Origin of the sequence: Rhodanobacter sp. Root561 (genome assembly GCF_001427365.1) — a bacterium.
Taxonomy (GTDB): Bacteria; Pseudomonadota; Gammaproteobacteria; order Xanthomonadales; family Rhodanobacteraceae; genus Rhodanobacter.
The window spans coordinates 690,914-717,723 of sequence record NZ_LMGH01000001.1 but is presented as its reverse complement, the minus strand read 5'-3'; the positions used below and the strand labels follow the sequence as shown (position 1 = coordinate 717,723).

The window sequence follows — 26,810 nt, the reverse complement described above, 5'->3', positions numbered from 1 at the left end:
GACAGGGCCTCCGATCGGGTGTGCGCAATCGCTGCAGTTTACGCGCACGGAAAAAGGAAGGGCGCCCATGGCGCCCTTCCGGATCAGGCCGTGGCCGTGATCAGAGCTGCCCTGATCAGAGCTGGCTGATGGTGAACTTGCCCACCGAAATGCCCAGGTTCACGCCCTCGCCGGTGCCGGCCAGGGCCAGCGACGTGGTGCCCTTGGTCAGCACCTGCGCCGTCGAGCTCTTGACCACGCCCGCTTCGGCGCCGGCCTGTGCATAGTCGCCGAAGACATCGGCGATGCCGTGCACCTTGGTGATCTCGCCCTTGCCGTTGTCGATGTGGTACTTGCCGGCGGTCAGGCCGCCGCCGACTACGGCGATTTTGACCTTGGCGCTCTGGCCGTTGCTGCAGGTGACCATGCCGGTGCCTTCGGCGTGCTTGTAGATCAGCGACCAGCCCGACAGGTTGTAGACCAGATCGCACTTCACACTCGCCTCGGCAGCCTGCGCGGAGCTCGTCGGCAGCACGGTCATCGCACCCGCGCAGGCCATTACCAGGGCAGCCATTCCAAAAGTACGCTTGATCATGATGTCTCTCCTTCGAGTGTGCGGAACAACGGTTGATGCGCTTCCCGCGGCCAACCTGGACAGCACGGCCGTCGTGGATGCGGGTGGAACGAATCCTGTGCAGGGCGGCGTGACAGAGACGTGCAGACGAATGACCGGCCGTTCAGCTTTCGGCGGCGTGCGTAGACGGCCAGGCACAAGCGGCGGCATGCGTCGCTTGGTTTCCACTCCACACGCTCCTAGACTCGAAGGCAACGGCCTGATGGCCGCGCAGTCGCGAAGGGAAATGATGGTCAAGCACTCGCTGGTGGGTTACGACGGTTCGGAAGTGTCACAACGCGCGTTCCAGTTCGCGATCGATCTGGCGCGCTGCTCCGGTGGCCGGGTTCGCGTGGTGTCGGTGCTGCAGGTGACCGAAGGCGGCACCGACGTGTCGGCGCTGATGATGGCCGACTCCGGCACCCGACGGGCGCAGGAGCTGCTGCAGGAACTGGCCGCCGTGGTTCCCGATGCAAGCGACATGGTCGACGTGGAGCTGGTCTATGGCAGCCCGGGCGACGTGCTGCTCAGCCAGGTCGAACAGCACGGCATCGATCACATCGTGATCGGACACACCGAACGCGGCGCACTGGCGCGATGGCTGCTGGGCTCGGTCTCCGGCAACGTGCTGGCACGCGCCCACGTGCCGGTCACCGTGGTGCGCTGACGGCAGGTCTCCGGCAACCTCGCTAATTTTTCGCTGCTGGCGACGCGGCGCTGCGCGTGGCCGCCTCGATCCTGCGCTGCTTTTCCTGGGCGATCTTCAGGCTCTTCACGTCGACCGGACGGATGCCGGTGATGGTGCAGGGAAAGTTGTGGCGGCCGGTGAGCACCTTGTCGAAGCCCACCGTCACCTGGTTGATGTTCGAGGTGAGTCCGATCGCGTTCGCAAACATCAGGTCCTGGCAGCCACCGAGGTCGAGCAGGTACGCCTGGTTCGGCCGGGTATACACCGCCAGCTCGGTGTCGCTCAGCGGCTCCCACGAGTACAGGCTGAAGTAGCTGAAGCTGCGCACCGGCGCGCCGGCCGCCGCAGCGTACGCCGCCTGCCGCTGCTGCACGCGCTGCGCGTACGGCACGCTGGAGCATCCAGCAGTCAACGCGGCCAGCGCCAGCGCGCCGGCGGGGATCAGCCATGACTTGTCCATGACGCCATCCTCATGTGGGGAATGCCTACTGCCAGGAACGCAGCAGCGGTGTCGCGGATGACACCGCCGGCTATTTCCCGGCGGGCTTGCTCTTGCCCAGCGCGGTCCACTTTGCCGGATCGAAGCCGGCCACTTCATAGACCAGGGTCTGCTTCTTCTCGCCATCGACCAGGGTGACGTCCATGCTGATCTTCTTCGCCTTGCCGAGCATGGCGATGAACGCCTTGTCGTCGCGGATCATCAGCGCCGGCTCGCCGGTGGACGGCGCAAATGCCTTTACCGACACCGTGCGTCCGTCGACGTGGGTGGCGATGCTGCAGTTGCCGCGGCAGACGAAACCGGGCTTGCTGCCATACAGGAACACGCTCTGGCCCCAGCTGGTGTGCCGGCGCAGCACCAGTCGCACGCGGTCACCGCTGGCGGGCTGGCTGTTTTCGATGGTCGCGGTGGATTGCGTGCCACCGGCCATCGGCGCCACCTGGTACAGCCACAGGCGTTCGAGCCGGCTCTTTTCGCTGGCTTCGGTGTAGCGCTTCTCGATCGCCGGCAGGGTCCGCTGCACTTCCTTCGCGGCGTCGCTGTCCGGGAAGCGCCTGACGATCTCCTTGCCCATCGTCACCGCCATCTCGTCGTTGTGGATGCGCAGCAGCTGACGATACGCGTCGAGGTTGCGCACGGCGTCCGCATTCGCGGCTTGCGCCTGCTGCTGTGCGGCGTCCGGCGCCGGAGCCCCGCCCTGCGAACAGGCGGCCAGCAGCACGGCGAAACCGCACGCCATCACGGCGCGACAGGGGAAGGCGACATTCATCAGCGGCATACCTGGCGGGAACAGACGGCTAGCTTGTAACGATCCGCCGTTGCCGCGCAACCGGCCCACGCAGTCCGGGGGTCAATCGGGCTGCCCGAAACGTTCGCGCAGTGCGGCGCGGTAACGCCGGCTGCAGGAAATTTTCGTGCCGTCGCGCATCTGCAGGCGTGCGTCGCCGGTTTCCAGCGGCTCGATCTCGACAAGATAGTCGAGGTTGACGAAGTAGCCGCGATGCACCCGCACGAAGCGGGCCGGATCCAGCCGCTCCTCGATCCCCGCCATGGTGGCCCGCAGCGGGTAGTCGCGACCGCGTACGTGCAGGTTCACGTAGTTGCCCGAAGCCTGCAGCCATTCGATCTCGCTGGCGTTGAGCAGGAATTCCTTGCCCAGCTTGCGCACCAGGAAACGTTCGGGGCGCTCGACCGGCTCCACCGGCGCGCCTTCATCCGGCGCGGCCAGCAGTCGCGCTTCGCCCTGCTGGCGCAGCAGCCACAGCCGGTACAGCACCAGCGTGCCGACGATCACGAAATAGGTGCGCACGTCCTTGAGGTATTCGTAGCCGGCATTCATCCACCATGAGGCGCCGAACGCGTCGTAATGGGCACCGGCGAGGGCGTAGCCCAGCTTCCGCAACACGTGCATCCCGCCCACGTGGATCAGGCTGAACGGCACGCTGAACAGCAGATGCAACGGCAGGTTGCGGCGCCAGGTGTCGAAGCGGATCGGCCAGCGCCGCTCCAGCGCGATCACCCCCGGCAACAGCGCCAGCAGCACCAGCACGCTGCTCCACTCCCACAGCCAGGGTTCCCACGCCGCCGCGCCGGCGTGGTCGATGCCCGAGTTGATGCTGTTGAAGACGCCGTTGATGGCGAAGAACACCAGCCAGACCCCGACCTCGAACGGTCGCCGCCAGCGCTGGTAGATGTCGAAGCCGGAAGTCGTGCCCATCGACCGGAGTTTACCCAACTCGTCCCCACTACTCGTCCCTGCCGGCCGCCATTCGTCCCCAAGGCCCGTCAGGCGGTCACTTCGGGCGGGACAGGCGGCGCGCGGCGGGACAGGCTGAGGCCACTTTCACACGGGAATGCCGCCATGAACCGCCGCCACGATATCGATGCACTGCGCGTCCTCGCCTTCGGCCTGCTGATCCTGTACCACGCCGCGATGTTGTACGTGGCCGGGGACGGCTGGGACTTCCACCTCAAGAGCAGCCATACCGCCGAATGGCTGCAGTACCCGATGCTGTTCCTCAACCGCTGGCGGATGGAGCTGCTGTTCCTGGTCTCCGGGCTGGCGGTGAACTTCATGCGCCGGCGCGGCAGCATCGGCCGGCTGGCCGGCAAGCGCAGCCTGCGCCTGTTGCTGCCACTGGTCTTCGGCGTGCTGGTGGTGGTGCCGATCCAGCCGTATGTGCAGGGACTGTCGAACCATCTGGTCGAGCCCGGCTTCGGCCACTTCCTGCTGCGCTACTGGAGCGGCGGCCCTTGGCCCGCGGGCGCGTTCACCGGCTGGCAGTACGGCTTCACCTGGAACCACCTGTGGTACCTGCCCTACCTGTGGGTGTACACGATGCTGCTGCTGGCCCTGCTGCCGTTGCTGGAATCGCGCCCGGGCCAGCGCCTGCGCAACGCCTGCCTGAAGTTGCGCGGTGTGCGCTTGCTGCTGTTGCCTGCCCTGCCCCTACTGTTGTGGGGTTGCCTGCTGGCCAACCGCTACCCGGTGACCGGCGCGCTGTGGGGCGACTGGTACGCCCATGCGATCTACGCCACGGTGTTCCTGTACGGCTACCTGCTGGGCACCGATACCGGCATCTGGGCCGAGCTGGCGCGGCTGCGCCGGGCCTCGCTGCCGCTGGCGCTGGGCTGCTTCGCGTTCTACCTGCTGGGCATCGAGACCCTGCCGGACGATGCCGCCCTGCCCCTGGTGCTGGCGGTGCGGGCGCTGCATTACCTGTACCTGTGGAGCGCGATCGTGGCGGTGCTGGGCTGGGGTCACGCATATCTCAACCGCCCGTTCCGCTGGCTGCCGTATGCGCGCGAGGCGGTGTATCCGTGGTACGTGCTGCACCAGAGCCTGCTGTTGCTGTTCGCTTGGCAGCTGATGCCGCTGGGGCTGGGACCGGTGATCGAACCCACCCTGATCGTGCTGGCCACGGTGGGCGGTTGCGCGCTGCTGCACGAGTTCGTGATCCGCCGGAGCCGCTGGCTGCGGCCCCTGTTCGGCCTGGATGCGCCGGCGCGCGCGGCATCACCGCGGGCCGTCCCGGCCAGCGTGGCCGACGACCTTGCCTGAGCTTCAGTTCTCGCTGGCCATGATCGAGTCGAGGTGCTCGACCCGCACGATCTGGTCGAGCCAGATCCGACGCGTCCACTCCGGCACGTCCGGCCGTTCGAGCTGCACGGTGGCATTGATGCCTTCGCGCTCCTCGGCATCACGGAACACCTGCACGTTCGGCCGCGTGCTGACGACGCCGTCGCAGCTGCTGCCGTCCTTCAGCAGCAGCACCACGTGGCCGTTCGCGGGCAACTCATCCACCAGCGATTCCAGCTGGTGGATGCTGGCATGGTCGGTGTAGACATGTTTTGCCTGGCGGCCCATGGGAGTGTCCTTCGGCTCGGTATTTGGACAGGACGCTAGGCGGGAATATGGCAAGGCCGCGTCAAATCAGCCGTCTGCCAGCTGAACCGCCAACGCTTTCGGCCGGGCACGCCCGCGGGATAATGGCGCCCCCGCAAGGACACCCCATGCTTCCGCCTCGTTCCACGGCCACGGATTCGCTGCTTCGACATCCCGCCTTCGTCGCGTTCTGGTTCGCCCGGATCGCCTCGGGCTTCGGCTTCCAGATGCTGTCGGTGGCGGTAGGCTGGCAGATCTACGCGATCACCGGCCGCGCCTTCGACCTCGGCCTGATCGGCCTGGTGCAGTTCGTGCCATCGGTGTTGCTGGCCTTGCCGGCCGGCCATGTCGCCGACCAGTTCGAGCGGCGCCGCATCGTGCTGCTCGGCCAGGTGGTGGAGTGGATCGCCATTGCCGCGCTGGCCGGCATGAGCCTGGCACACGGCATCCACGAGGCGGGCATCCTGCTGCTGGTGTTCGTGATCGGCATCGCCAAGGCTTTCGAATTTCCCGCACTGCAATCGATGCTGCCGGCGCTGGTGCCGGCCACGGTGCTGCCCCGCGCGATGGCAGTGAACGGTTCGGCCGGCCAGGCGGCGATGATCATGGGCCCGGCAGTCGGCGGCTTCCTGTACGTGGCCGGGCCCGGCGTGGTGTACACGACCTGCGCGGTGCTGTACCTGGTGTCGATCGTACTGATGGCGCGATTGCGCTATGAACAGGCGCCGCCGAAACGCGAACCGGCCACGCTGAAGACCCTGTTTGCCGGTGTGCATTTCATCCGTCGCCGCCCCGACGTGCTGGGCGTGATCTCGCTGGACCTGTTCGCCGTGCTGCTCGGCGGCGCCACCGCCCTGCTGCCGATCTTCGCCAGGGACATCCTGCACACCGGCTCCTGGGGCCTGGGTCTGTTGCGGGCGGCCCCAGCGGTGGGGGCGCTGCTGATGTCGGTGTGGCTGGCGCGGCATGACATGCAGCGGCGGGTCGGCATGATCATGTTCGCCTCGGTGGCCGGCTTCGGCGTGGCGACCCTGGTGTTCGCCGTATCGACCGCGCTGTGGCTGTCGCTGCTGGCGCTGTTCGCGCTGGGGGCGTTCGACATGGTCAGCATGGTGATCCGCGGCGCCCTGGTGCAGCTGGATACACCGGACGACATGCGCGGCCGGGTCAGCGCGGTGAACGCGATCTTCATCAACACCTCGAACCAGCTCGGCGAGTTCGAGTCCGGCATGCTGGCGGCATGGCTGGGCGCGGTGAACGCCACCGTGCTCGGCGGCGTCGGCACGCTGGTGGTGGTCGTCCTGTGGATGGGCATGTTCCCGAGCCTGCGCCGGCGCCAGCAGCTGCACGTGGAAGCCGCCGCGCGGGAAGAACCGGCAGCGGATATTCTCTGACGTCTCTTCGCGTCTGGAACCGCACCGTGATCACCACCTCGCCCACCGAATTCCTCGAGGCGTTTGCCGCGCTGGCGCCGCTGCCTGGCGCCGCCGCGACGGCACGCGCCGCCTATCTGGTGGCGCCGGCCGAGTTCGCGCTGGCGGCGGAATCGGCGCGCGACAACCGCTACATGGACATGAGCCTGGCGGTCGATCCGCTCAAGGCGCTGGCCCAGCACGGCGCGCTGGCGCAGGCCCTGCGTGCGGACGTGCCGGTGATCACCTTCCCCGGCGATCCCGCCACGCCCGATGCGGTGTTTCCCAACAACGTGTTCGGCACCGCGCCGGGGCGGCTGGTGATCGGTCGCATGCGCCACCCGGTGCGCCAACGCGAGGCCGAACGCGCCGACATCCGCGCGTTCTTCGGCGACGTGCTGGGCTATGACGAAATCGACCTGTCCGGTTGCGACGGCCTGGTCGCCGAGCTGACCGGCTCGCTGATCATCGACCGCGCCCGCGGCGTCGGTTACTGCGGCCTCAGCGAGCGCTGCGACATGGCAGGCGCACAGGCGATGCTGAAGGCGTTCAAGCTGCGCCTGATGTTCTGCTTCGAACTGGCCGAAGGCGAATATCACACCAACGTGGTGCTGACCCTGCTGGCCAGCCGAGCCGCGATCATCGCCGCCGACGGTTTCCGCGATCCCGCCGCTGCGCAGGCGATCGCCGGCGCTTACGGCAGTCGTGCGATCTGGATCAGTCCGGCACAGAAGCAGGCCTTCGCCGGCAATGCGATCACCCTGTCCGACGAACGGGTGTGGATGAGCGCCTGCGCCTCGGCGTCCCTGACCGACGCGCAGGTGGCGACGCTGGCCGACTATGGCTTCGCCGTCGGCGCGGTGGAACTGGACGAGATCGAGAAGGCCGGCGGCAGCCTGCGTTGCTGCGTGGGCGAGATCTACTGAGCGCCGATCTGCGTATGCCGTTCCGCGGCCATGCATGTCGTCGTGTCACCTCATACTGCGGAGCCGGTCATGATCACCGTCCACCACCTCAACAATTCGCGCTCGCAGCGCATCCTGTGGCTGCTGGAAGAACTGGGCCTGCCCTACGAGATCAGGCGCTACCAGCGCGACCCGAAGACCATGCTGGCGCCGCCCGAACTGCGCGCCGTGCATCCGCTGGGCAAATCGCCGGTAATCACCGATGGCGAACTGACCCTGGCCGAGTCCGGCGCGATCATCGAGTACCTGGCCGACCGCTACGGCGCCGGCGTGCTGATTCCCGCCCACGGCACGCCGGCGCGGCTGCGCTGCAATTACTGGCTGCACTACGCCGAAGGCTCGGCGATGCCGCCGTTGCTGCTGAAGCTGGTGTTCCGGAAAGTGGAGGCCGCGCCGGCGCCGTTCTTCGTCAAGCCCGTCGCCCGGAGCATCGCGCGCAAGGTGATGCGCACGTTCGTCGATCCGCAGCTGCGCCTGCATCTGGACTATCTGGAAAATGAACTGGCCGGCAGGACGTGGTTCGTCGATGACGCCTTCGGCGCGGCGGACATCCAGCTGAGCTTTCCGCTGGAAGCCTTCGCTGCCCGTGGCGGACTCGACGCAAGCCACCCGAATCTGGCCGCCTTCCTGCAGCGCATCCACGCTCGCCCGGCCTACGCGCGCGCGCTGGAAAAAGGTGGCGAGTACCGGCTTGGCTGAATGCTGGCCGCGGGTTGCGCGGCCCTGTTTACGCCTCGCTCACGGTGGCGCTGCCAGCCTGAGAGCTCAGACGCCGAGGAGACGACCATGCGTAAACACGATATCGGACGCCAGCTCCAGGACACCGCCGAGCGTGCCGGCGAGCGGGCCCGCCACTACGCCGATGACGCCAGCAATGGTGCGCAGAACCTGCTGGAACGGGGCCGCCGCACGATCCGCGAACGTTTCGACAAGCGTGGCGATTACCGCCGCCAGCTGAGCCGCGCCGCCGAGGATTTCGCCGATGAGGCGAACTACCAGTATCGCCGCCTGCGCCGCAAGGTGAATCGCCACCCGGCGGCCACCGTGGCGATCGTCGCCGGCACCATCGGCGCGTTTCTGCTGCTGCGCCGCGCGTTCCGCGACGACGACGAGTAGACATCACGCATCAGGCAGAAGGGCCGGACGATCACTCGTCCGGCCCTTTCCGTTTGCACTGGCGAAACAGCTCCGTGGGATCGCCAGGCTGTGCACTGCAATACGACGACTCAGCGACCGGCGTGCGGCTGCTCGCTCACCACATGGTCGAGCACCCAGACCACGAACGGGCCGTTGTCGTTGGAGAACACGTAGCGGGAGGCCGAGTCCCTGGACTCGTTCTCCAGTTTCACATCCGAGCGGTACGCCTTGACCACCAGCTCATAGTCGTTGCCCTCGACGTAGTCGAAGCCCTGGATGCGACCGTGCCACAGTTTCCACGGCCCGTTCTCGCTTTCGCGCACGCGATAGCAGTAGCCGGCACTGTCGCCGTCGCAGGGCACCGTGTGCGGACCGATCCACACCGTTTGGGTCACGCCGTGACTGCCCGGCGGGATGACCACCGGCATGGCGGCGCCCGCATCACTTACGATGGTATTGATCACGACGCGGCGGTTCGGCGCCAGGCAGGCGATCAGCTTCTGACCCTTCTGATCCGGGCAGGCCACCAGCGGGTCAGCCTCGCCCCGGCCTTCGGCCCGGATCGCCCCGGCCGGCACGCCATGCGCCACCAGATAGTCACTCACCGTCTCGGCGCGTTGCTCGGAAAGTTTCTGGTTGGCCTGCTCGCTGCCGATCCGGTCGGTGTAGCCCAGCACCTGCACCGAGTCGATCTGCGATGCCGCCTTCATCTTGTCGGCCAGTGCGTCGAGCTCGGCATTGTCGGCGGACCGCAGCGACGCCTTGCCGAACGCGAACAGCGCGTCGGCCGACAGATTCTGCTGCGCAGGCATGGCGGCCTGCGGCTCCGGTGCCGGCAGCGGCGTTGGCTGGACAGCCTCCTTGCGGCAACCGGCCAGCACCAGTGCAACGGCGCCGCCAAGCAGGTAAACGTACGGACGTATGGTTTGCATGGCTCACCCCTCATGTGTCGAGTGACTGTCGGACCATACCCGGTATCGCCGCGGTATCGCCGACATCGTCGCCGCCCATCACCGGCTTCCCCATGCCATGCAGGATATAGCGGCCGAGTGTCGCGCCGGGTGCAGCGCAGGTGAAGAAAACCGTTCGGGCGAAAAAAACCCCGCCGAAGCGGGGCTTTCGTGAGCGCGGTGCTTACTGACCCAGCGGATTGGGCCGCTCCGGGTCGAGCTTGTATTCCTTGATCGCCCGGCTGACGTCCTTGGCGTTGACCTTGCCGTCCTTCGCCAGCGCGGCCAGCGCCGCGTGGGCGATCCAGTAACGGTCGACCTCGAAGAAGTCACGCAGGTGCGCGCGGGTGTCCGAGCGGCCATAACCGTCGGTGCCGAGCACGGTGTAGCGCATGCCGTCGGGCATGAAGGCGCGGATCTGGTCGGCGAACTCGCGCACGTAGTCGGTGGCGGCGATCGCCGGGCCGGAACGCCCGTCGAGCAGGCTGGTGACGTACGGCACGCGCTGCTCCGCTTCCGGATGCAGGCGATTCCAGCGCTCGGCGTCGAAGCCGTCACGACGCAATTCGACGAAGCTGGGGCAGGACCAGATGTCGGACTTCACGCCGAAATCCTTCTCCAGCAGCTCGGCCGCCGCGATCACCTCGCGCAGGATCGTGCCCGAGCCCAGCAGCTGCACGCGCGGCTCGCCCTTCTTCGGCTTGCCGCCATCCTGGAACAGGTACATGCCCTTGATGATGCCTTCCTCGCTGCCCTTGGGCAGGTCCGGATGGCTGTAGTTCTCGTTCATCACGGTGATGTAGTAGTAGTGGTCTTCCTGCTCCTGCAGCATGCTGCGCACGCCGTCCTGCAGGATCACCGCGACCTCGTAGGAGAACGTGGGGTCATACGCCTTCACGTTCGGGATCGCGCCGGCCAGCAGGTGCGAATGGCCGTCCTCGTGTTGCAGGCCTTCGCCGTTCAGCGTGGTGCGGCCGGCGGTGCCGCCGACCAGGAAGCCGCGCGCGCGCATGTCGCCGGCGGCCCAGCACAGGTCGCCGATGCGCTGGAAGCCGAACATCGAGTAGTAGATGAAGAACGGCAGCATCGCCTGGTTGCTGACCGAGTAGCTGGTCGCCGCCGCCATCCACGAGGCCATGCCGCCGGCCTCGCTGATGCCCTGCTGCAGCACCTGACCCTTCTGGTCTTCGCGGTAATACAGGAGCTGGTCGGAGTCCTGCGGCTTGTACTTCTGGCCGAACGGCGCGTAGATGCCGATCTGGCGGAACATGCCTTCCATGCCGAAGGTGCGCGCCTCGTCGGCGACGATCGGCACGATCCGCTCGCCCAGCTGCTTGTCGCGCAGCAACAGGTTGATGCCGCGCACCAGCGCCATCGTGGTGGAGATTTCACGCTCGCCGGTGCCCTTGGTGATCTGCTCGAACGCGGCCAGCTCCGGCGCCTTCAGCTTGGCCTCGGCCTTGCGCCGGCGCTGCGGCAGGAAGCCGCCCAGCGCCCGGCGGCGCTCCAGCATGTACTGCACTTCCGGCGAATCCATGCCCGGGTGGTAGTACGGCACTTCGTCGTGCAGCTTGTCGTCGGCGATCGGGATCTGGAAACGGTCGCGGAAGTGGCGCACCGATTCGTCGTCCAGCTTCTTCTGCTGGTGGGTGGGGTTCTGCGACTCACCCGAACCCAGGCCCATGCCGTAGCCCTTGACCGTCTTGGCCAGGATCACCGTCGGCATGCCCTTGGTGTTCGACGCCGCGTGGTAGGCCGCATAGACCTTGTGCGGATCATGGCCGCCGCGGTTCAGCCGCCAGATGTCGTCGTCGCTGAGGTTGGCGACCATCTCGCGCGTCTCCGGATACTTGCCGAAGAAATGCTCGCGCGTGTACGCGCCGCCGAACGCCTTGCAGGCCTGGTACTCGCCGTCGACGGTTTCCATCATCAGCTTGCGCAGCACGCCCTTGTCGTCGCGCGCCAGGAGCGGGTCCCAGTAGCTGCCCCAGGCCAGCTTGATCGCGTTCCAGCCACCGCCGCGGAACACGCCTTCCAGTTCCTGGATGATCTTGCCGTTGCCGCGCACCGGGCCGTCCAGGCGCTGCAGGTTGCAGTTGATCACGAAGATCAGGTTGTCCAGGCCTTCGCGCCCGGCCAGCGAGATCGCGCCGAGCGACTCCGGCTCGTCGCACTCGCCGTCGCCCAGGAAGCACCAGATCTTGCGGTCGCTCTTCGGCACCAGGCCGCGGTTCTCCAGGTACTTGAAGAACTGCGCCTGGTAGATCGCCTGGATCGGGCCCAGGCCCATCGACACCGTCGGCACCTGCCAGTAATCCGGCATCAGCCACGGATGCGGGTACGACGACAGCGCGCGGCCCTTGCCGACCACTTCCATGCGGAACAGGTCGAGCTGGTCCTCGGCCAGGCGGCCTTCGAGGAACGAACGCGCGTAGACGCCTGGACTGGAATGGCCCTGGTGGAGTACCAGATCGCCCGGATGATCGGCGCTGGGCGCGCGCCAGAAATGGTTGAAGCCCACGTCATACAGCGTAGCGCTGGAGGCGAAGCTGGCGATGTGGCCGCCCAGCTCGCCGGGCTTCCGGTTCGCGCGCACCACCATCGCCATCGCGTTCCAGCGGATCAGCGAGCGGATGCGCCATTCCATCGCGGCGTCGCCGGGGCTCTTCGCCTCCTGGCTGGGCGGGATCGTGTTGACGTATTCGGTGGTGGGATTGAACGGCAGATGGCCACCCGAACGGCGGGTGGTGTCGACCATCTTCTCCAGCAGGAAGTGCGCGCGCTCGGTACCGTCGTGATGGATCACCGCGTCGAGCGAATCGATCCACTCGCGGGTTTCGGTGGGGTCGATGTCCTGGTTGAGGATATCGTCGAGCTGATCCATGAAGATTCTCCGCAGCGCCGTTGCAGCGCTCATGCTTGAGGGGGAATGCCCGCCGCCGGGGAGTGCGGCGGGAATCAACGTCCAAGTCTAGCCGCTGGGCCTGAGGCTAGCCAATCCGCCTGCCATGCGCCGGCGCATGGCAGGCGTCGCAAAACTTCAGCCCTGCGAACGATTTGCCGCGCGGATCTGCGCCTCGACGCACGCCACCGCGCTCATGTTGACCACGCGACGCACGGTCGACTGCGGCATCAGGATGTGCGCCGGCTTGGCCACGCCCATCAGGATCGGGCCGATCACCACGCCGTCCGACAGCATGCGGGTCATGTTGTAGGCGATGTTGGCCGCGTCCAGGTTAGGGAACACGAACACGTTTGCCTTGCCTTCCAGCCGCGAATGCGGGAACAGCTTTTCGCGCAACGCCGGCACCAGCGCCACGTCGGCCTGCATCTCGCCTTCCACTTCCAGCCGCGGCGCGCGGGCGCGGATCAGCTCCAGCGCCTTGCGCATCTTCTTCGAACCGCAGGTGTCGCGGCTGCCGAAGTTGCCGCCGGAGAGCAGCGCGATCTTCGGCTGGATGCCGAACAGCTTCAGCCGGATCGATGCCTGCAGCGTTGCCTCGGCGATCTGCTCGGGGCAGGGATCGTCCTGCACGTGGGTGTCGAGGTAGAAGAAGGTGCCCTTGTCGGTGGACACCGCGGCCATCGCCGACGGTTCCACCACGCCCTCGTCCAGGCCGATGATGTCGCGGATGTAGCGCAGCTTGCTCTGATACTGGCCGACCAGGCCGCAGATCATCGCGTCCGCCTCGCCGCGCTCGACCATCAGCGCCGCGATCGCGGTGGGCCGCGAGCGGATCACCGCCTTGGCCATCGACGGCGTGACCCCGCGGCGCTCCATCAGCCGGTGGTAGTGCTGCCAGTAGTCGTCGAAGCGCGGGTCAGAGTTGATGTTGCAGATCTCGATGTCGACGCCGGGCTTGATGCGCAGGCCGGCGCGCTTGATGCGCTTGTCGATCACTTCGGGGCGACCGATCAGGATCGGCTTGCCCAGGCCTTCGTCGACCACCACCTGCACCGCGCGCAGCACGGTCTCTTCCTCGCCCTCGGCGTAGACCAGCCGCGCGGGCGCGGACTTGGCCCGCTCGAACACCGGCTTCATCAGCAGGCCGGTGCGGAACACGAAGCTGGTGAGGCGATCGGTGTATTCGGCGAAATCGGCCATCGGCCGCGTGGCCACGCCCGAATCCATCGCCGCCTGCGCCACCGCGGGCGGCAGCTGCAGCAGCAGGCGCGGGTCGAACGGCTGCGGGATCAGGTAGTTCGGGCCGAAGCTGGGCGGCTTGCCGCCGTAGGCGCGCGCACTGACGTCGGACGACTCGCGCCGCGCCAGCGCCGCGATCGCCTTGACGCAGGCGATCTTCATCGGCTCGTTGATCACCGTGGCGCCCACGTCCAGCGCGCCGCGGAACAGGTAGGGGAAGCACAGCGCGTTGTTGACCTGGTTCGGATAATCCGACCGGCCAGTGGCCATGATGCAGTCCGGGCGCACCGCCTTGGCGTCCTCCGGGGTGATCTCCGGGTTCGGGTTGGCCAGTGCGAAGATGATCGGCCGCTCGGCCATCGTGGCGACCATCTCCGGCTTCAGGATGCCGCCGGCGGACAGGCCCAGGAACACGTCCGCGCCATCGACGATCTCGGCCAGCGTGCGTGCTTTCGTGTCACGCGCGTAGCGCTGCTTGTCGGGGTCGAGGTTGGTGCGCCCGGTGTGGATCACGCCGTCGCGATCGAACGCCAGGATGTTCTGCGGCTTCACGCCCAGCGCCACCAGCATGTCCAGGCAGGAGATGCCCGCCGCGCCGGCGCCGGTGGTGGCCACGCGGATGTCCTCGATCTTCTTGCCGACCACCACCAGCGCATTGATCAGCGCCGCGCCGACGATGATCGAGGTGCCGTGCTGGTCGTCGTGGAACACCGGGATCTTCATCCGCTCGCGCAGCTTGCGCTCGACGATGAAGCACTCCGGCGCCTTGATGTCTTCCAGGTTGATGCCGCCGAAGGTCGGCTCCAGGCTGGCGATGATGTCGACCAGCTTGTCCGGGTCGTTCTCGTCGATCTCGATGTCGAACACGTCGATGCCGGCGAACTTCTGGAACAGCACGCCCTTGCCTTCCATCACCGGCTTGCTGGCCAGCGGGCCGATGTTGCCCAGGCCGAGCACCGCGGTGCCGTTGCTGATCACCGCCACCAGGTTCGAGCGCGCGGTGTATTCGGCGGCGGTGGTCGGGTCCTCGACGATCGCGTCGCAGGCCGCGGCCACACCGGGCGAATACGCCAGCGACAGGTCGCGTTGGGTCAGCAGCGAGGTGGTCGGGGTGACCTTGATCTTGCCCGGCCGGGGCAGGCGGTGATATTCGAGCGCGGCGAGGCGCAGTTCTTCGGGGAGGCTCATGGGATGCGTTGTTGTCCTTGAAGGAGCGTCGGCCGGCAGTGCAGTCGACGTGCCGTGATGTTAACACCGGCGCGGCCTGCCCCGGTTTCGACCACGGCGCGGATTCAGACGCCGGCCAGCCAGTCCTCGCCCTGCACCTGGCTCAACTGGATGCCGTTGATGAAGACCGAGAAGGCCAGCTTGCCGGCCAGTCCATGCACGTGCTGCATCCACGGCGGCAGCCAGCGCGGCGGCAGGATCGCGCCGGATTCGAAATGCGGCTGCAGCGCGATCACGTCGTGCAGGGTCAGCTTGCCGGCGAACAGGTGGCGCAGCAGATCCATCCGCCGCTGCCGCAGCGCCCAGCGGAAAAAGGTGTGCACGGTGAGCAGCCCGGACAGGTAGACGTTGTCCTTGGCGAACACCGCACCGCCGCCCGGCGGCACGCCGCGGAACACCCGCTGGGCCGAGTGGAAGCTGTCCGCCGTGCTCTGCCCGCACAGGCTGAAATACTTGTACACCTCGACGAAATCCGCGCCGTTCAACGCCATGTCGATGGCCAGGATGCGCAGGCTGATGCGCTTGAGCCGGGTGATGTCGATGGCACCGGACATCAGCTCGGCGAACACCGCCAGGCCTTCCTGGGTGGCAGTGACCCGCGGCGAGGTGCGCGCCAGCGACGCCAGCAACGGCTGCCGGCGGCCGTTCAGGGCGGTCAGCGAATGCACGAAGGCCTCGTGCGCCAGCAACTGGTGGCGATCGTAATCGCTGAAGCAGTCGCCACCGCGCAGGCGGATGCGGGTGGCGCCGGCAGCGGCCTTGGCGGTCAGTTCGGGGTCCACTTCCACGCTGATCGTGCCGGCGCCGAAGAAGTCGTCGAGGGTGGCGGACAGGTCGGCGCGCAGCGCGTCGGCCGGCATGTTCACGATGCTGTCGTCGGCGAGCAGGTCCGCGCCCAGCTCGTCGGACAGGGCGACGAAGTAATGGGCGGCGTCCAGGTTGCTGCGCTGGCTGCCGGGGATCATGTCGTCCGGACGTCCATACAGGGCGATCGACGGCGCGGTGACGCCCGCGCTGCCGACCGACTCCAGCATTTCGGCGGCGATGCGCCAGGACTCGGCGGTGCGCCGCAGGTAGTCGCCCAGCGGATCGATGTCGAGCGGATCGCTGCCGCCGGCGGCGGCCTCGATCGCCGCCAGCTCGGCCCGCACGGCACTCAGTTCCGGCCGCGCGTACGTCACTTCCGGCAGGCTGAACCGGCCCCGGCTGTAGGCGTCGATCATGCGGTTTTCCAGCGACGCCGGCCACGCCACCGTGGGCAGGATGTGGATGCCGCGCACGGCCGCCAGCAGGCGCTGGTCGAGGGCGGCATAACGCTGCAGCTCGGGCGCGACGTGATGGTCCGGGGCGTTCATGGTGGCAGTCCAGCGCAGGTGGCGACATCGGCGCACCATCCGGGCGCGCAGCGGTGGGTGGCAGGCAGCAACTTCTGCAGCCGGGTCATTGCGTGCCGGCGCACCCATGGCGTTGCCGCGATACTAGACGCTTCGCCCGCCAGCGTGGGAGCCGCCAGGGTTCAGTCGCGCTCGCGCTGCCCGCGATGGCCGTGCGGCCGTTCGATCGGACGTCCGCCGCGCTGCTTGCGCAGACGTGCTTCCAGCGTGGCCGCCTGCTCCTCGCGCTCGTCGTGCAGCTTGAGGTAGTTGCGCCAGCGGCCGGGCGCCAGTTCGCCATTGTCCAGCGCCACCTGCACCGCGCAGCCCGGCTCGCTGCCGTGGCCGCAGTCGGCGAACCGGCAAGCTTCGGCCAGCGCCTCGATGTCGGCGAACAGGTCGAGGTTTTCCTCGCCGGTGAGCTTCAGTTCGCGCATGCCCGGCGTGTCGATCATGCAGCCGCCGCTGGGCAGCTGCAGCAGGGCGCGATGGGTGGTGGTGTGGCGGCCGCGGCTGTCGTGGCTGCGCACCTCGGCGGTGGCCATCGTGGCGGTGCCGAGCAAGGTGTTGGTCAGGGTCGACTTGCCGGCGCCGGACGAACCGACCAGCACCGCGCTGTCGCCCGGCCCGAGATAGCGGGCCAGCAAGGCCACGCTGGCCGGGTCCTTGCCGTTCAAGGGATGGATCGGCACATCGGCGGGCAGCCGTGCGCGCAAGGCCGCGATCTGCGCGTCCGCGTCGTCGCGGGTGTCCAGCTTGCTGAGCAGGACCACCGGCTGCGCGCCGGAGTCCTCGGTCAGCGACAGGTAGCGCTCGATCCGCGCCGGATTGAAATCGCCGTCCAGGCCGGTCAGCACCAGCACGTAGTCGATATTGGTGGCGATCAGCTGGCGCTCGTAGCGCTCGCCCGCGGCGGCGCGTGACAGCACCGTGCGCCGCGGCAGCACGTTGATGATGTGCGGCGGCTTGCCGTCGCTCACTTCGACGAAATCGCCGACCACCGGCCGCTCGCCCGCATCGATGCCGCGCTTGAGGTAGCGCCCGTCCGGCTGCGCGCCGAACAGCGTCTGGCCGTCGTGCAATTCGTAGCCGGCCCGGTGCTGGGCAACCACCCGCGCCAGCCGCAGGCCGCCGTCGGGCAGCCGGTCACCACGCCAGCCGATGCTGCGCAGGCGTTCGATCGTTTCGGGATCACTCATGGGGGAGATCAGTCGGCACGGTTCGGTGATTATGCCCTGCCCGAAGATTGCCCGACGATGAACCGCAAAACGGCCGTGCAGCCCTCGCGCTGCACTGCATCACGCTGCTAGCATCGGGCTGCCGGCGGCACGACCGCCGCCCGTCATCAACCTGCGACAAGGATACCGGCGTTGGTCTCGATCACACCCAGTGCGCACCTGGCGGACGTGCGCTATGAAATCCGCGGGGCGCTGACCCGGCGCGCACGCGAGCTGGAAGCGGCCGGGCGGGACATCATCAAGCTCAACATCGGCAACCCCGGACGCTACGGTTTCGAGGCGCCGGCGCACCTGCGCGAGGCGATCGCCAGCCACCTGCACGACAGCGAGGCCTACGGCCACGAGCAGGGACTGGAGCTGGCCCGCGAGGCGATTGCCGCGCAGCAGCGCGCCCGCGGCGCCCGCGGCGTGGACGCCGAGCGCATCTTCATTGGCAACGGCGTCAGCGAGCTGATCGACCTGTCCCTGCGCGCGCTGCTGCAGGACGGCGACGAAGTGCTGCTGCCCAGCCCGGACTATCCGCTGTGGAGCGCCGCCACCATCCTCAACGGTGGCCAGCCACGCTATTACCGCTGCCTGGCGCGCAACGGCCACCTGCCCGATCCGGACGAGATCGAGGCGCTGATCGGCCCGCGCACCCGCGCCCTGGTGCTGATCAACCCGAACAATCCCACCGGCGTCACCTACCCGCGCGCGATGCTGGAGCGGCTGGTGACGATCGCGGCGCGCCATCGGCTGCTGCTGCTGGCCGACGAGATCTACGACGAGATCCTCTACGACGGCGCCCGGTTCCAGCCGCTGGCCGAAGTGGCCGGCGAGCTGCCCTGCCTCAGCTTCGGCGGCCTGTCGAAGGTCCATCGTGCCTGCGGCTACCGGGTCGGCTGGATGAGTCTTTCCGGCGACCCGACCCACAGCGCCGCCTATCGCGACGCACTGCAGCTGCTGGCCGCGTTGCGCCTGTGCGCCAACGTCACCGCGCAGTGGGCGGTGCTGCCCGCCCTGCAGGACGCGCCCACGATCGGCACGCTGACCGCGCCGGGCGGCCGCCTGCATGAGGCGCGGCGGGCCGTGCTCGACGGCGTGGCCGCCAGCGAATACCTGGAACTGGTCGCACCCGATGGCGCGCTCTACGCGTTCCCCCAGGTGCGCGCCGACCGCATTCCCGGCTTCGACGACGAGGCGTTCGCGCTGCGCCTGCTGGAAGAGGAGTCGGTGTTGGTGGTGCCCGGCAGCAGCTTCAACGTGCCGCGCAGCCGCCACTTCCGGCTGACCCTGCTGCCGCCGCCGGCGCAGCTGCATGAAGTGTTCGTGCGCATCGAACGGGTGCTGGCGGGGATGGCGCGCGAGCAGTCGCCCGCCGCCGCGGTGGCCTGAACGCCGTGCCGACGGGTTATCTCGCGCTCGGCGATTCGTACACGATCGGCGAGGCCGTGGCGGCCGACGAACGCTGGCCGGCCCTGCTGGTGCGGCAGTTGCGGGCGGATGGCTTGCCGATCGACGAGCCGCAGATCATCGCGGTCACCGGCTGGACCACCGACGAGCTGGCGCAGGGCATGGACCAGGCCGCGCTGCACCCGCCCTACGCGCTGGTCAGCCTGCAGATCGGCGTGAACAACCAGTATCGCGGCCGGCCGGCCGACGAATACCGCACGCAGTTCGCCGCGCTGCTGGCCCGCGCCACGGCACTGGCGGGTGGCCGCGCCGCCCGCGTGGTGGTGGTGTCGATTCCCGACTGGGGCGTCACCCGCTTCGCCGGCGAACAGGGCCGCGACCGCTCGGTGATCGCGGCGGAACTGGACGTCTACAACGCGATCGCCCGCCACGAGAGTGCACGCGCGGGCGCCGGTTTCGTCGACATCACCGGCATCTCGCGGGCGCATCCACAGCTGGTCGCCGCAGACGGACTGCATCCTGCCGCCGACCAGTACCGGCGCTGGCTGGCCGCGATCGCCCCGGTGGCGGCGGACGCCTTGCGCACGCAGGGCTGATCACCGCCGCACCGGCTCAGTTGCGCATCAGCCTGCCCGCGACCCGCGCCGACAGCACGCGCGGCGTCAGCCGGATCGAGTGGGCCATCAAGGCATTGACCCAGCCCGTGATCACCCCGGCGCGCCCGGCCAGCATGGCGTCGATGCCGCGCCTGGCCACCGCCGGCGCCTCCATCCGGGTCAGCCGCTGGTACCAGGTGGCGCGCTGGCCGGACACTTCGAGGAAACGGGTAGCCGTGACCCCGGGGGAAACCACGGTGCAATGCACGCCGCTGTCCCGCAGCTCCTCGTCCAGCGCATGGGAAAACGCCAGCACGTAGCTCTTCGCCGCCGCGTAGGCGGCGTAGCCCGGCGTAGGCTGGAACGCGCCGGTCGAAGCCACCTGCAGCACGCGGCCGTAGCCGCGCTGGCGCATGCCCGGCAGGAACAGGCGGGTCAGATGGGTGAGCGCCATCACGTCCACCATCAGCATGTTTTCCAGGCGCGCCCAGTCGGTGTCGGCAAAATCGCCGAACACGCCGAAGCCGGCGTTGTTGACCAGCGCATCGATCTGCACGCCGGCGCTGGCCAGGTTCGCCACCAGCGCTTCGCACGCGGCCGCGTCGGCAAGGTCAAGCGGATGCACCTGCACCATCGCACCGTCGGCGCGCAATTCATCGGCCAGTTGCTGCATCGGCGCCTCGCTGCGCGCCACCAGCACGAGGTTCCAGCCACGCCGCGCCAGCTCGCGGGCAAAGGCCACGCCCAGCCCGCTGGAGGCGCCGGTCACCAGGGCGGTGCGGTGATCAGGTTCGGGGGTCATGCAAGGTCTCCGGGCAGGTACGCAAGCCGGCAATCAGGGCCAGCAGAAGTCGCCGCAGTTCGGCGGAAAAGTCGATCACGAAGCCGGACAGATCCGGCGCAGCCAGCAGCGCGGCCCGCAACGGCGCCGGCGGCGCCGCCATCTGCGCCAGGCCGGGGACGATCGCCTGCAGCCACAGCAGCAGGCGGCTGCCCGCACCGGGCGACAGCTGCAGCACCTGCTCCAGCGCGGCACCGCTGGCGGTCACCCGCTGCGCCAGTTGCCGCTTGAACGCCAGCACCTCGGCCACCGGCACGTTGTGTTCCAGGACGGCATGCAGCACGCCCATCAGCTGCAACAGCAGCGGACGCCGGGCGAAATCCTGCAGCAGCCCGTCGATCCAGCCGTCGAGGTCGCTGGCGGCGGACGCCTGCAACTGCGCATCGAAGGCATCGAACCAGCCGAGGTAATGCTCGGCCAGCAGTTGCAGGAACAGCGCCTCCCGGGTGGGGAAGTACAAGTAGCTGGTGCCCTTGGCCACGCCGGCCGCCGCCGCTACGTCGCTCATCGTGATCGCCGCATACGGCCGCTCCGACAGCAGCCGCAGCGCGGCGGCAAGGATTTCGCTGCGGCGGCGATCCTTCAGGTCGGCGCTGACGGCGCGACGACCCGGACCGATCTTGGCGGGAGCGTTGTTGACCATCGGTCATTTATAAATGACCGTGAGTCATTTTTCAAGCTGATCCGGGTCAAGTCAGCCGGCCCCGCAGGCGCGGTATCATGGACGGTCTCCCCCGATCTTCAGGAAATCACGCCATGTCGCTCGATCCCGGCACCCGCGAACGCATCGAAACCCTGCTCAGGGAGCACCGCGTGGTGCTGTTCATGAAGGGCAACCGCCGCCAGCCGATGTGCGGCTTCTCTGCTGCCGCCACCAATACGCTCAACGAGCTGTTGCCGGAATATCACACGGTCAACGTGCTGGACGACCCGGAGATCCGCGAAGGCATCAAGGCCTTTGGCGACTGGCCGACGATTCCGCAGCTGTACGTGGAAGGCGAGCTGGTCGGCGGCGCCGACATCATTCGCCAGATGTACGGCAGCGGCGAACTGCACCAGCTGTTCGGCGTGTCCGCGCCGGACCGCACGCCGCCGGAAATCACCATCACCGACGCCGCCGCCGAGGCGATCCGCCAGGGCACCGCGAACGCCCAGGGCGTGGCGCTGCACCTGGAGATCGGCCCCGACCACAGCGCCGGTTTCCAGCTGGCGCCGGCCAGCGAGCACGACATCGTGGCGGTGGCCAACGGCCTGGAAGTGCATTTTGATCCGGCCAGCGCACAGCGTGCCCGGGGCATCGTGATCGATTGGGTGTCCACCGTGCAGGGCGAAGGCCTCAGCCTGAAATTCCCGGGCGCGCCGGAAGCCTGACCGGGCATTCGACCCGGTCGACTCGCGACATGAAGAGCCCCGCCATGGCGGGGCTCTTCATTACAGGCTCATTCCGACTCGATCTCTTCCTCGAAGCGCAGGTGCTTCACGCTGCGACCGTTGCGACGCACCAGCTTGAGCGCCTCGATGCCGATCTTGATGTGGGCCTCGACATACTTCGCGGTGATGTTGCGATCGCTGGCCTCGGTCTTGACGCCCTCGGGCACCATCGGCTGATCCGATACCAGCAGCAGCGCGCCGCACGGAATCCGGTTGGCGAAGCCGGCGGCGAAGATCGTCGCCGTCTCCATGTCCACCGCCATGCAGCGGGTGCGCCGCAGGTAATCCTTGAACGTGTCGTCGTGTTCCCACACGCGCCGGTTGGTGGTATAGACCGTGCCGGTCCAGTAGTCATGGCCAAGGTCGCGGATCATGGTGGACACGGCACGCTGCAACTGGAACGCCGGCAACGCCGGCACCTCCGGCGGCAGGTAGTCGTTGCTGGTGCCTTCGCCACGGATCGCCGCAATCGGCAACACCAGGTCGCCCAGCTGGTTCTTCTTCTTGACCCCGCCGCACTTGCCCAGGAACAGCGCGGCCTGCGGTTCGATCGCACCGAGCAGGTCCATCACGGTGGCCGCGTTGGGGCTGCCCATGCCGAAGTTGATCAGGGTGATGCCGTCGGCGGTGGCGTTCGGCATCGGCCGGTCGCGGCCCTGCACCTCCACGCCATGCCACTGGGCGAACAGCTCCACGTAATTGCCGAAATTGGTCAGCAGGATGTGTTCGCCGAATTGCTCCAGCGCGGTGCCGGTATAGCGCGGCAGCCAGTTGGAGACGATTTCCTGTTTGCTTTTCATCTGGGTATTGCCCGAATCACGTTACCGGCGACGCCACGCCGGCGAGATGCCAGTTCAGTGGTTTCATTTTAGGGGGGCCGTCGCCCCCCGACCAGCCGGATCATCGCGGCGTTCGTTCAAAGTCGCGACAGACGCCACAATCACGGCCCTCATGTTATGTTTTGCCTGCCATCAATGTTGCGGGGGACTACCTGATGCGGATGGGTCTGGCAATCGATGCGGCCTGCGATCTTTCGCAGGAGTTCCTTCAGAAGCACGACATCGCGGTGATGCCGATCACGGTCCGGATCGACCGCGAAGTCTTCATGGATGATCGCCGGCCGGAGGAGATCCAGCGCTTCATCAACCGCCGGCTGGGCAACCGCAGCCATTCGGCCGAGACCGAACCGTGCCCGGTGGAAGAGGTCCAGAAGCTGTTCCTGGAAAAACTGGTGCTGGAACAGGACTGCGTGTTCTGCCTGACCATCACCGCCACCCGCAGCCCGATCAACGAGCACGTCAACAAGGCCAGCTTCGGCATCCTCAAGAACTATCGCCAGGTGCGCGACCAGGCCGGCGTCCCCGGCCCGTTCATGATGCGCGTGGTCGACACCCGCAACATCTTCGCCGGCGCCGCGCCGGCGATCTACGAGGCGACCCGCCTGATCGCCGCCGACGAACCGCCCGCCGCGATCCGCGAGCGACTCACCCATGTCGCCAATCACACCTATGGCTACATGCTGCCGCGTGACCTTTACTACCTGCGCGCCCGCGCCAAGAAGAAGAACGACCGCAGCGTGGGCCTGGTCAGCGCCATGCTGGGCTCGGCACTCGACATCAAGCCGATCCTGCGCTGTTTCCAGGGCGAAACCGGCCCGGTCGGCAAGGTGCGCGGCTTCGAGCAGGGCGCCGAGGCGCTGTTCGGCTACGTGACCAAACGGGTCCGCGCCGGCCTGATCGTGCCCATGGTGTGCGCCAGCTACGGCGGCGACCTTGCCGTGCTGGAGCACCTGCCCGGCTATCTCGAGCTGCGCCAGGCCTGCGAGGAATGCGGCGTCGAGCTGATGGAAGCGCCGATGAGCATCACCGGCATGGTCAACGTCGGCGAAGGCGCGGTCACCATCGGCTTTGCCGCCGAGGATCACGTGGCCGAGTTCTGACGCCGCGGCGCGCCGGCGCGCGCAAGGCTCAGAAGCCGTAGTTCAGGAAGCCGCCATCCACCGCCAGCACCTGGCCGGTGATGTAGCTGGCTGCGGGCAGGCACAGGAAGGCGATCGCCGCGGCGACTTCCTCCGGTTCGCCGATCCGGTCCAGCGGCGTGCGATCGAGCACCTCGTCGAGGTAGTCGGCATCGGCCAGCGCCGGTTCGGAGCGCTGGGTGCGGATGTACCACGGCGCCACGGCGTTGACCCGGATGCCGTCCACCGCCCATTCGGCGGCCAGGTTGCGGGTGAGCTGGTGCAGTGCGGCCTTGCTCATCCCGTAGGGCGAACCGGTGCGCACGTGGGTCATCCCGGATACCGAGCCCACGTTGACGATCGCCGCATGCGCGTGCTGCACCAGCTGCGGATGCGCCAGCCGGCACATCTCGAACGCGCTGAAAAGGTTCTGCTCGAAGATCCGGCGCCAGTCGTCCACGCGATAGTCGAGCGTGGCGCCGGGCTGGTTGCCGCCGGCGTTGTTGACCAGCAGCGACAGCGGCGTGCCCAGGTCGGCGATCCAGTCGAACACGGCCAGCCGGTCCTCCGCTTCGCTGACGTCGGCCGCGAACGCCATCACCTCGCTGGCGGGGAAATCGTCGGCCAGCTCGACCCTGACCTGCTCCAGGTGGTCCGCATCGCGCGCCACCAGCAGCAGGTTGGCGCCCAGCCCGGCCAGCTCGCGCGCCGTGGCGTGGCCGATGCCCTTGCTGGCGCCGGTGATCAGGGCGTTGTGGCCTTGCAGTTGCCAGGCATCGAGGCGGCTGTTCATCCGGTCAGCTTAAAGCCTCATACGCAGGCTGCCAACGCGTTCCTTGCCTGGCGCCCGCCACTGGCGGGACACTCGCCGCATCCATCACGCACGGACATCGCCATGAAGCTGCTGCCGCTCCTGCTCTGCCTTGCCGCGCTGGGCGCATGCTCGCGCAAGCCGCCCGAACCGCAGGCGAAACCGGCCGCGGTGAGCACGCCGTTCGACGCGATGCGCGCCGACGAGCAGCGCGCGAAGGACGTGAGCAAGGCGCTGGAGAAAAAATCCGCCGAGCAGGACAAGCAGATCGAGGCCGCGGAGCAGTAGCCGCTGGCGGCCTCAGCTCAACGCGGACGGCACAGGCAGTCAGCGTAGATGTTCGGCGTGCCCGCCTTCGCATTGCGCAGCAACTGCAGTTCGGGGGCTTTCGCCGGCAGCTGGGCGACCCAGTCCGGCAGGCGCACGCCGAACGATTGCAGCACATGCACGCTGGCGCTCTGGCTGAGGCCCATCAGGAAGCGCTCGAAGCCGCCTTGCGGCGGTTCCACGTAGCGCACCGGATAGCCCTTGCCCAGCCGGGCCAGACGACCCGCCTCGGCCACCGCCGCGTCCAGCCCGCCGAGCTGGTCGACCAGGCCACGCTGCAGCGCCTGCTCGCCGGTCCACACCCGTCCCTGCGCGATGGCGTCGATCGCCTGGTAGCTCTTGCCCCGGGCCTTGGCCACGCTGCCCACGAAATCGCGATAGCCCTTGTCGATGATCGCCTGGATCACCGTGCCGACCTTCGGATCGAGCGGGCGGGTGATGTCGAACGCGCCGGCCATCGGCCCGGTGCTGACGCCGTCGCTCTGCACGCCGAGCCTGGCCAGCGTGCCGGGCACCGTGTAATACAGGCCGAAGATGCCGATCGATCCGGTGATCGTGTTGGGCTCGGCGAAGATGCGGTTCGCATTCATCGAGATCCAGTAGCCGCCGCTGGCCGCCACGTCACCCATCGAGACCACCACGGGAATGCCGGCCGTGCGGGTCAGCTCGACCTCGCGGCGGATCTGCTCGGCGGCATACACCTCGCCGCCGGGCGAATTGACCCGCAGCACCAGCGCCCTGGTCTTGCGATCCTCGCGGGCGCTGCGGATCAGCGCCGCCGTCGATTCGCCACCGATCGAACCGGGACCGCGCTTGCCGCCGGCAATCTCGCCCTCGGCCACCACGATCGCCACGCCCGCGGCGGGCAGATCGCCATCGCTCGACACCGCGGAGGCATAGCGGTCCAGCGCGATCTGGCGGAAGTTGTGGCCCTTGCGGTCGGCCGGCACGCCTTCCTTGCGCATCATCGCGATCAGGTCGGCCCGCGTGGCCAGCCCATCGACCAGGTGCTGGTTCAGCGCCAGCTCGGCGAGGTTGCCCTGGGTGCTGGCGATATGCTCGGGCAGGTTGTCGACGTCGTCGCGCAACGTGGCGGGGTCCAGCTTGCGCAGTTGCGCCACCTCGGCCAGGTAGCCCGTCCACAGGCCACCCATCCAGTAGCTGTCGGCCTGCTTCGCCTCGGTCGAGGCGTGGTCGAGGATGTACGGCTCGGCCGCGCTCTTGAACTCGCCGACCCGGAACAGGTGGACGTCCACGCCGAGCTTGTCCAGCAGGTCCTTGTAGAACAGCCGGTAATTGGCCAGGCCGGTGAGCATCACGCCGCCCTGCGGATCGACCAGCAGCCGGTCGGCGTGGGCCGCCAGGTAATACTGGCCCTGGTCCAGGTTCACGCCCCAGGCGATCACCGGCTTGCCCGCCGCCCGGAACCGGTCCAGCGCCGCGCCGACTTCGCGCAACGCGGCAAAGCCGCCGCCCTGCAATTCGTCGGGCAGCAGCAGGATGCGGCTGATCCGCGGATCCTTCGCCGCGGCATCGATCGCGCCGGTCAGGTCGCGCAGTTGCACCTGCCGGGGCTCTTCGCCGGACAGGCCGTCCAGTGCGCGCTGCAGCGGATCGATGCTGGACTGCTCGACCAGTTGCCCCCGCGGCTTGATCACCAGCACGCTGTCGGACTGCACCGTGCGATCCACGTCGGCGCCGAGCACCAGCAGCAGGACGAACAGCAGGCCGAAGAACACCACGTTGATGATGATCAGCCGACAGCCGTTGATGAAACGCCCCACGGCGCAGAGAAAGGCCCAGAAGCCGTTGCGGCGGAGCGGTGGCGGTGAGGTCATGCGATGG

The 26,810-nt window shown here is 68.0% G+C and carries 25 protein-coding genes and 1 pseudogene; 11 read left to right on the top strand and 15 right to left on the bottom strand.

The genetic code is table 11. The annotated features are described in order from the left end of the window. Positions 1-115 precede the first annotated feature (115 nt). Positions 116-574, bottom strand: a complete 459-nt coding sequence (locus tag ASD55_RS02995) for a hypothetical protein (protein WP_056714215.1) — start codon at positions 572-574, stop codon at positions 116-118. A gap of 268 nt (positions 575-842) precedes the next feature. Here ASD55_RS02995 and ASD55_RS02990 point away from each other — a divergent pair, with 268 nt between their 5' ends. Beyond that, complete coding sequence (locus ASD55_RS02990) at positions 843-1,259, top strand: universal stress protein (protein WP_056714247.1); 417 nt, start codon at positions 843-845, stop codon at positions 1,257-1,259. Positions 1,260-1,281: 22 nt separating this feature from the next. Here ASD55_RS02990 and ASD55_RS02985 read toward each other — a convergent pair whose 3' ends face one another. The 3 genes from ASD55_RS02985 to ASD55_RS02975 form a co-directional block, all read right to left on the bottom strand. Further along, positions 1,282-1,740, bottom strand: a complete 459-nt coding sequence (locus ASD55_RS02985) for a DUF6491 family protein (RefSeq protein WP_056763616.1) — start codon at positions 1,738-1,740, stop codon at positions 1,282-1,284. Positions 1,741-1,810: 70 nt separating this feature from the next. Next, positions 1,811-2,548, bottom strand: coding sequence for a hypothetical protein (locus ASD55_RS02980; protein ID WP_056764452.1), 738 nt, complete (start codon positions 2,546-2,548; stop codon positions 1,811-1,813). Positions 2,549-2,629: 81 nt separating this feature from the next. Next, the gene (locus ASD55_RS02975) at positions 2,630-3,496 is read right to left on the bottom strand and encodes a LytTR family DNA-binding domain-containing protein (protein WP_056763614.1); all 867 of its coding nucleotides are present in this window, start codon (positions 3,494-3,496) and stop codon (positions 2,630-2,632) included. A gap of 144 nt (positions 3,497-3,640) precedes the next feature. On the opposite strand from ASD55_RS02975, the gene ASD55_RS02970 reads away from it, so the two are divergent. Next, positions 3,641-4,840 carry an acyltransferase family protein gene (locus ASD55_RS02970; protein WP_056763612.1) on the top strand — a complete coding sequence of 400 codons (1,200 nt, stop codon included), beginning with the start codon at positions 3,641-3,643 and terminating at the stop codon, positions 4,838-4,840. Positions 4,841-4,843: 3 nt separating this feature from the next. Here the strand turns inward: ASD55_RS02970 and ASD55_RS02965 are convergent, their stop codons facing one another. After that, entirely contained in the window at positions 4,844-5,146 is a 303-nt protein-coding gene (locus ASD55_RS02965; protein ID WP_056714204.1) for a DUF3247 family protein, read from the bottom strand. A gap of 146 nt (positions 5,147-5,292) precedes the next feature. Here ASD55_RS02965 and ASD55_RS02960 point away from each other — a divergent pair, with 146 nt between their 5' ends. The 4 genes from ASD55_RS02960 to ASD55_RS02945 all read left to right on the top strand — a co-directional run bounded on the left by ASD55_RS02960 (position 5,293) and on the right by ASD55_RS02945 (position 8,657). Further along, positions 5,293-6,558: an MFS transporter gene (locus tag ASD55_RS02960; protein WP_056763610.1), complete on the top strand. Its 1,266-nt coding sequence runs from the start codon at positions 5,293-5,295 to the stop codon at positions 6,556-6,558. Positions 6,559-6,584: 26 nt separating this feature from the next. Then, positions 6,585-7,502 carry an arginine deiminase-related protein gene (locus ASD55_RS02955; protein WP_056763608.1) on the top strand — a complete coding sequence of 306 codons (918 nt, stop codon included), beginning with the start codon at positions 6,585-6,587 and terminating at the stop codon, positions 7,500-7,502. Positions 7,503-7,571: 69 nt separating this feature from the next. Beyond that, positions 7,572-8,240 (top strand): glutathione S-transferase, encoded by a 669-nt coding sequence (locus ASD55_RS02950; protein ID WP_056763607.1) that lies wholly within the window; start codon positions 7,572-7,574, stop codon positions 8,238-8,240. Between the two features lie 87 nt (positions 8,241-8,327). Next, the gene (locus ASD55_RS02945) at positions 8,328-8,657 is read left to right on the top strand and encodes a hypothetical protein (RefSeq protein WP_056714192.1); all 330 of its coding nucleotides are present in this window, start codon (positions 8,328-8,330) and stop codon (positions 8,655-8,657) included. A 110-nt stretch (positions 8,658-8,767) separates the two neighbouring features. Here ASD55_RS02945 and ASD55_RS02940 read toward each other — a convergent pair whose 3' ends face one another. The 5 genes from ASD55_RS02940 to rsgA all read right to left on the bottom strand — a co-directional run bounded on the left by ASD55_RS02940 (position 8,768) and on the right by rsgA (position 17,571). Further along, positions 8,768-9,610 carry an OmpA family protein gene (locus tag ASD55_RS02940; protein ID WP_056763605.1) on the bottom strand — a complete coding sequence of 281 codons (843 nt, stop codon included), beginning with the start codon at positions 9,608-9,610 and terminating at the stop codon, positions 8,768-8,770. A gap of 202 nt (positions 9,611-9,812) precedes the next feature. Beyond that, positions 9,813-12,512 (bottom strand): pyruvate dehydrogenase (acetyl-transferring), homodimeric type, encoded by a 2,700-nt coding sequence (gene aceE / locus ASD55_RS02935; protein WP_056763603.1) that lies wholly within the window; start codon positions 12,510-12,512, stop codon positions 9,813-9,815. A gap of 156 nt (positions 12,513-12,668) precedes the next feature. Next, a complete protein-coding gene (locus tag ASD55_RS02930; protein WP_056763601.1) occupies positions 12,669-14,960 on the bottom strand; it encodes an NADP-dependent malic enzyme in 2,292 nt (763 codons plus the stop codon). Between the two features lie 104 nt (positions 14,961-15,064). Continuing rightward, entirely contained in the window at positions 15,065-16,354 is a 1,290-nt protein-coding gene (locus ASD55_RS02925; RefSeq protein WP_056763600.1) for a flavohemoglobin expression-modulating QEGLA motif protein, read from the bottom strand. A 161-nt stretch (positions 16,355-16,515) separates the two neighbouring features. Next, positions 16,516-17,571, bottom strand: coding sequence for a ribosome small subunit-dependent GTPase A (rsgA, locus tag ASD55_RS02920; protein ID WP_056763598.1), 1,056 nt, complete (start codon positions 17,569-17,571; stop codon positions 16,516-16,518). 171 nt (positions 17,572-17,742) lie between these two features. Between rsgA and ASD55_RS02915 the strand changes: the two genes are divergently transcribed. Beyond that, positions 17,743-18,984 carry an aminotransferase class I/II-fold pyridoxal phosphate-dependent enzyme gene (locus tag ASD55_RS02915; protein WP_056763597.1) on the top strand — a complete coding sequence of 414 codons (1,242 nt, stop codon included), beginning with the start codon at positions 17,743-17,745 and terminating at the stop codon, positions 18,982-18,984. 5 nt (positions 18,985-18,989) lie between these two features. Then, the gene (locus ASD55_RS02910) at positions 18,990-19,598 is read left to right on the top strand and encodes an SGNH/GDSL hydrolase family protein (RefSeq protein ID WP_056763595.1); all 609 of its coding nucleotides are present in this window, start codon (positions 18,990-18,992) and stop codon (positions 19,596-19,598) included. 16 nt (positions 19,599-19,614) lie between these two features. On the opposite strand, the gene ASD55_RS02905 is transcribed toward ASD55_RS02910, so the two are convergent. Next, complete coding sequence (locus ASD55_RS02905) at positions 19,615-20,400, bottom strand: SDR family oxidoreductase (protein ID WP_056763593.1); 786 nt, start codon at positions 20,398-20,400, stop codon at positions 19,615-19,617. Beyond that, positions 20,384-21,082, bottom strand: coding sequence for a TetR family transcriptional regulator (locus ASD55_RS02900; RefSeq protein ID WP_235577706.1), 699 nt, complete (start codon positions 21,080-21,082; stop codon positions 20,384-20,386). The genes ASD55_RS02905 and ASD55_RS02900 overlap by 17 nt, the downstream gene beginning before the upstream one ends. 113 nt (positions 21,083-21,195) lie before the next feature. On the opposite strand from ASD55_RS02900, the pseudogene grxD reads away from it, so the two are divergent. After that, positions 21,196-21,798, top strand: a pseudogene (gene grxD / locus ASD55_RS02895) (Grx4 family monothiol glutaredoxin); the annotation flags it as partial. Positions 21,799-21,878: 80 nt separating this feature from the next. Here grxD and ASD55_RS02890 read toward each other — a convergent pair. Further along, positions 21,879-22,670, bottom strand: coding sequence for an AMP nucleosidase (locus tag ASD55_RS02890; RefSeq protein WP_056763591.1), 792 nt, complete (start codon positions 22,668-22,670; stop codon positions 21,879-21,881). Positions 22,671-22,864: 194 nt separating this feature from the next. Here ASD55_RS02890 and ASD55_RS02885 point away from each other — a divergent pair, with 194 nt between their 5' ends. Further along, the gene (locus ASD55_RS02885) at positions 22,865-23,809 is read left to right on the top strand and encodes a DegV family protein (RefSeq protein ID WP_200946052.1); all 945 of its coding nucleotides are present in this window, start codon (positions 22,865-22,867) and stop codon (positions 23,807-23,809) included. Between the two features lie 28 nt (positions 23,810-23,837). Here ASD55_RS02885 and ASD55_RS02880 read toward each other — a convergent pair whose 3' ends face one another. Further along, positions 23,838-24,620 carry an SDR family oxidoreductase gene (locus ASD55_RS02880; RefSeq protein WP_056763589.1) on the bottom strand — a complete coding sequence of 261 codons (783 nt, stop codon included), beginning with the start codon at positions 24,618-24,620 and terminating at the stop codon, positions 23,838-23,840. Positions 24,621-24,722: 102 nt separating this feature from the next. On the opposite strand from ASD55_RS02880, the gene ASD55_RS02875 reads away from it, so the two are divergent. Beyond that, positions 24,723-24,926, top strand: coding sequence for a hypothetical protein (locus tag ASD55_RS02875; RefSeq protein ID WP_056763587.1), 204 nt, complete (start codon positions 24,723-24,725; stop codon positions 24,924-24,926). Positions 24,927-24,943: 17 nt separating this feature from the next. Here ASD55_RS02875 and sppA read toward each other — a convergent pair whose 3' ends face one another. Further along, positions 24,944-26,803, bottom strand: coding sequence for a signal peptide peptidase SppA (gene sppA, locus ASD55_RS02870; protein ID WP_056763585.1), 1,860 nt, complete (start codon positions 26,801-26,803; stop codon positions 24,944-24,946). Positions 26,804-26,810 lie beyond the last annotated feature (7 nt).

Bases quoted from the DNA above. Each gene is read 5' to 3' on its own strand.
- ASD55_RS02995 (WP_056714215.1), bottom strand. From the start codon at position 574: ATGATCAAGCGTACTTTTGGAATGGCTGCCCTGGTAATGGCCTGCGCG.
- ASD55_RS02990 (WP_056714247.1), top strand. From the start codon at position 843: ATGGTCAAGCACTCGCTGGTGGGTTACGACGGTTCGGAAGTGTCACAA.
- ASD55_RS02985 (WP_056763616.1), bottom strand. From the start codon at position 1,740: ATGGACAAGTCATGGCTGATCCCCGCCGGCGCGCTGGCGCTGGCCGCG.
- ASD55_RS02980 (WP_056764452.1), bottom strand. From the start codon at position 2,548: ATGAATGTCGCCTTCCCCTGTCGCGCCGTGATGGCGTGCGGTTTCGCC.
- ASD55_RS02975 (WP_056763614.1), bottom strand. From the start codon at position 3,496: ATGGGCACGACTTCCGGCTTCGACATCTACCAGCGCTGGCGGCGACCG.
- ASD55_RS02970 (WP_056763612.1), top strand. From the start codon at position 3,641: ATGAACCGCCGCCACGATATCGATGCACTGCGCGTCCTCGCCTTCGGC.
- ASD55_RS02965 (WP_056714204.1), bottom strand. From the start codon at position 5,146: ATGGGCCGCCAGGCAAAACATGTCTACACCGACCATGCCAGCATCCAC.
- ASD55_RS02960 (WP_056763610.1), top strand. From the start codon at position 5,293: ATGCTTCCGCCTCGTTCCACGGCCACGGATTCGCTGCTTCGACATCCC.
- ASD55_RS02950 (WP_056763607.1), top strand. From the start codon at position 7,572: ATGATCACCGTCCACCACCTCAACAATTCGCGCTCGCAGCGCATCCTG.
- ASD55_RS02945 (WP_056714192.1), top strand. From the start codon at position 8,328: ATGCGTAAACACGATATCGGACGCCAGCTCCAGGACACCGCCGAGCGT.
- ASD55_RS02940 (WP_056763605.1), bottom strand. From the start codon at position 9,610: ATGCAAACCATACGTCCGTACGTTTACCTGCTTGGCGGCGCCGTTGCA.
- aceE (WP_056763603.1), bottom strand. From the start codon at position 12,512: ATGGATCAGCTCGACGATATCCTCAACCAGGACATCGACCCCACCGAA.
- ASD55_RS02930 (WP_056763601.1), bottom strand. From the start codon at position 14,960: ATGAGCCTCCCCGAAGAACTGCGCCTCGCCGCGCTCGAATATCACCGC.
- ASD55_RS02925 (WP_056763600.1), bottom strand. From the start codon at position 16,354: ATGAACGCCCCGGACCATCACGTCGCGCCCGAGCTGCAGCGTTATGCC.
- rsgA (WP_056763598.1), bottom strand. From the start codon at position 17,571: ATGAGTGATCCCGAAACGATCGAACGCCTGCGCAGCATCGGCTGGCGT.
- ASD55_RS02905 (WP_056763593.1), bottom strand. From the start codon at position 20,400: ATGACCCCCGAACCTGATCACCGCACCGCCCTGGTGACCGGCGCCTCC.
- ASD55_RS02900 (WP_235577706.1), bottom strand. From the start codon at position 21,082: ATGGTCAACAACGCTCCCGCCAAGATCGGTCCGGGTCGTCGCGCCGTC.
- ASD55_RS02890 (WP_056763591.1), bottom strand. From the start codon at position 22,670: ATGAAAAGCAAACAGGAAATCGTCTCCAACTGGCTGCCGCGCTATACC.
- ASD55_RS02885 (WP_200946052.1), top strand. From the start codon at position 22,865: ATGCGGATGGGTCTGGCAATCGATGCGGCCTGCGATCTTTCGCAGGAG.
- ASD55_RS02880 (WP_056763589.1), bottom strand. From the start codon at position 24,620: ATGAACAGCCGCCTCGATGCCTGGCAACTGCAAGGCCACAACGCCCTG.
- ASD55_RS02875 (WP_056763587.1), top strand. From the start codon at position 24,723: ATGAAGCTGCTGCCGCTCCTGCTCTGCCTTGCCGCGCTGGGCGCATGC.
- sppA (WP_056763585.1), bottom strand. From the start codon at position 26,803: ATGACCTCACCGCCACCGCTCCGCCGCAACGGCTTCTGGGCCTTTCTC.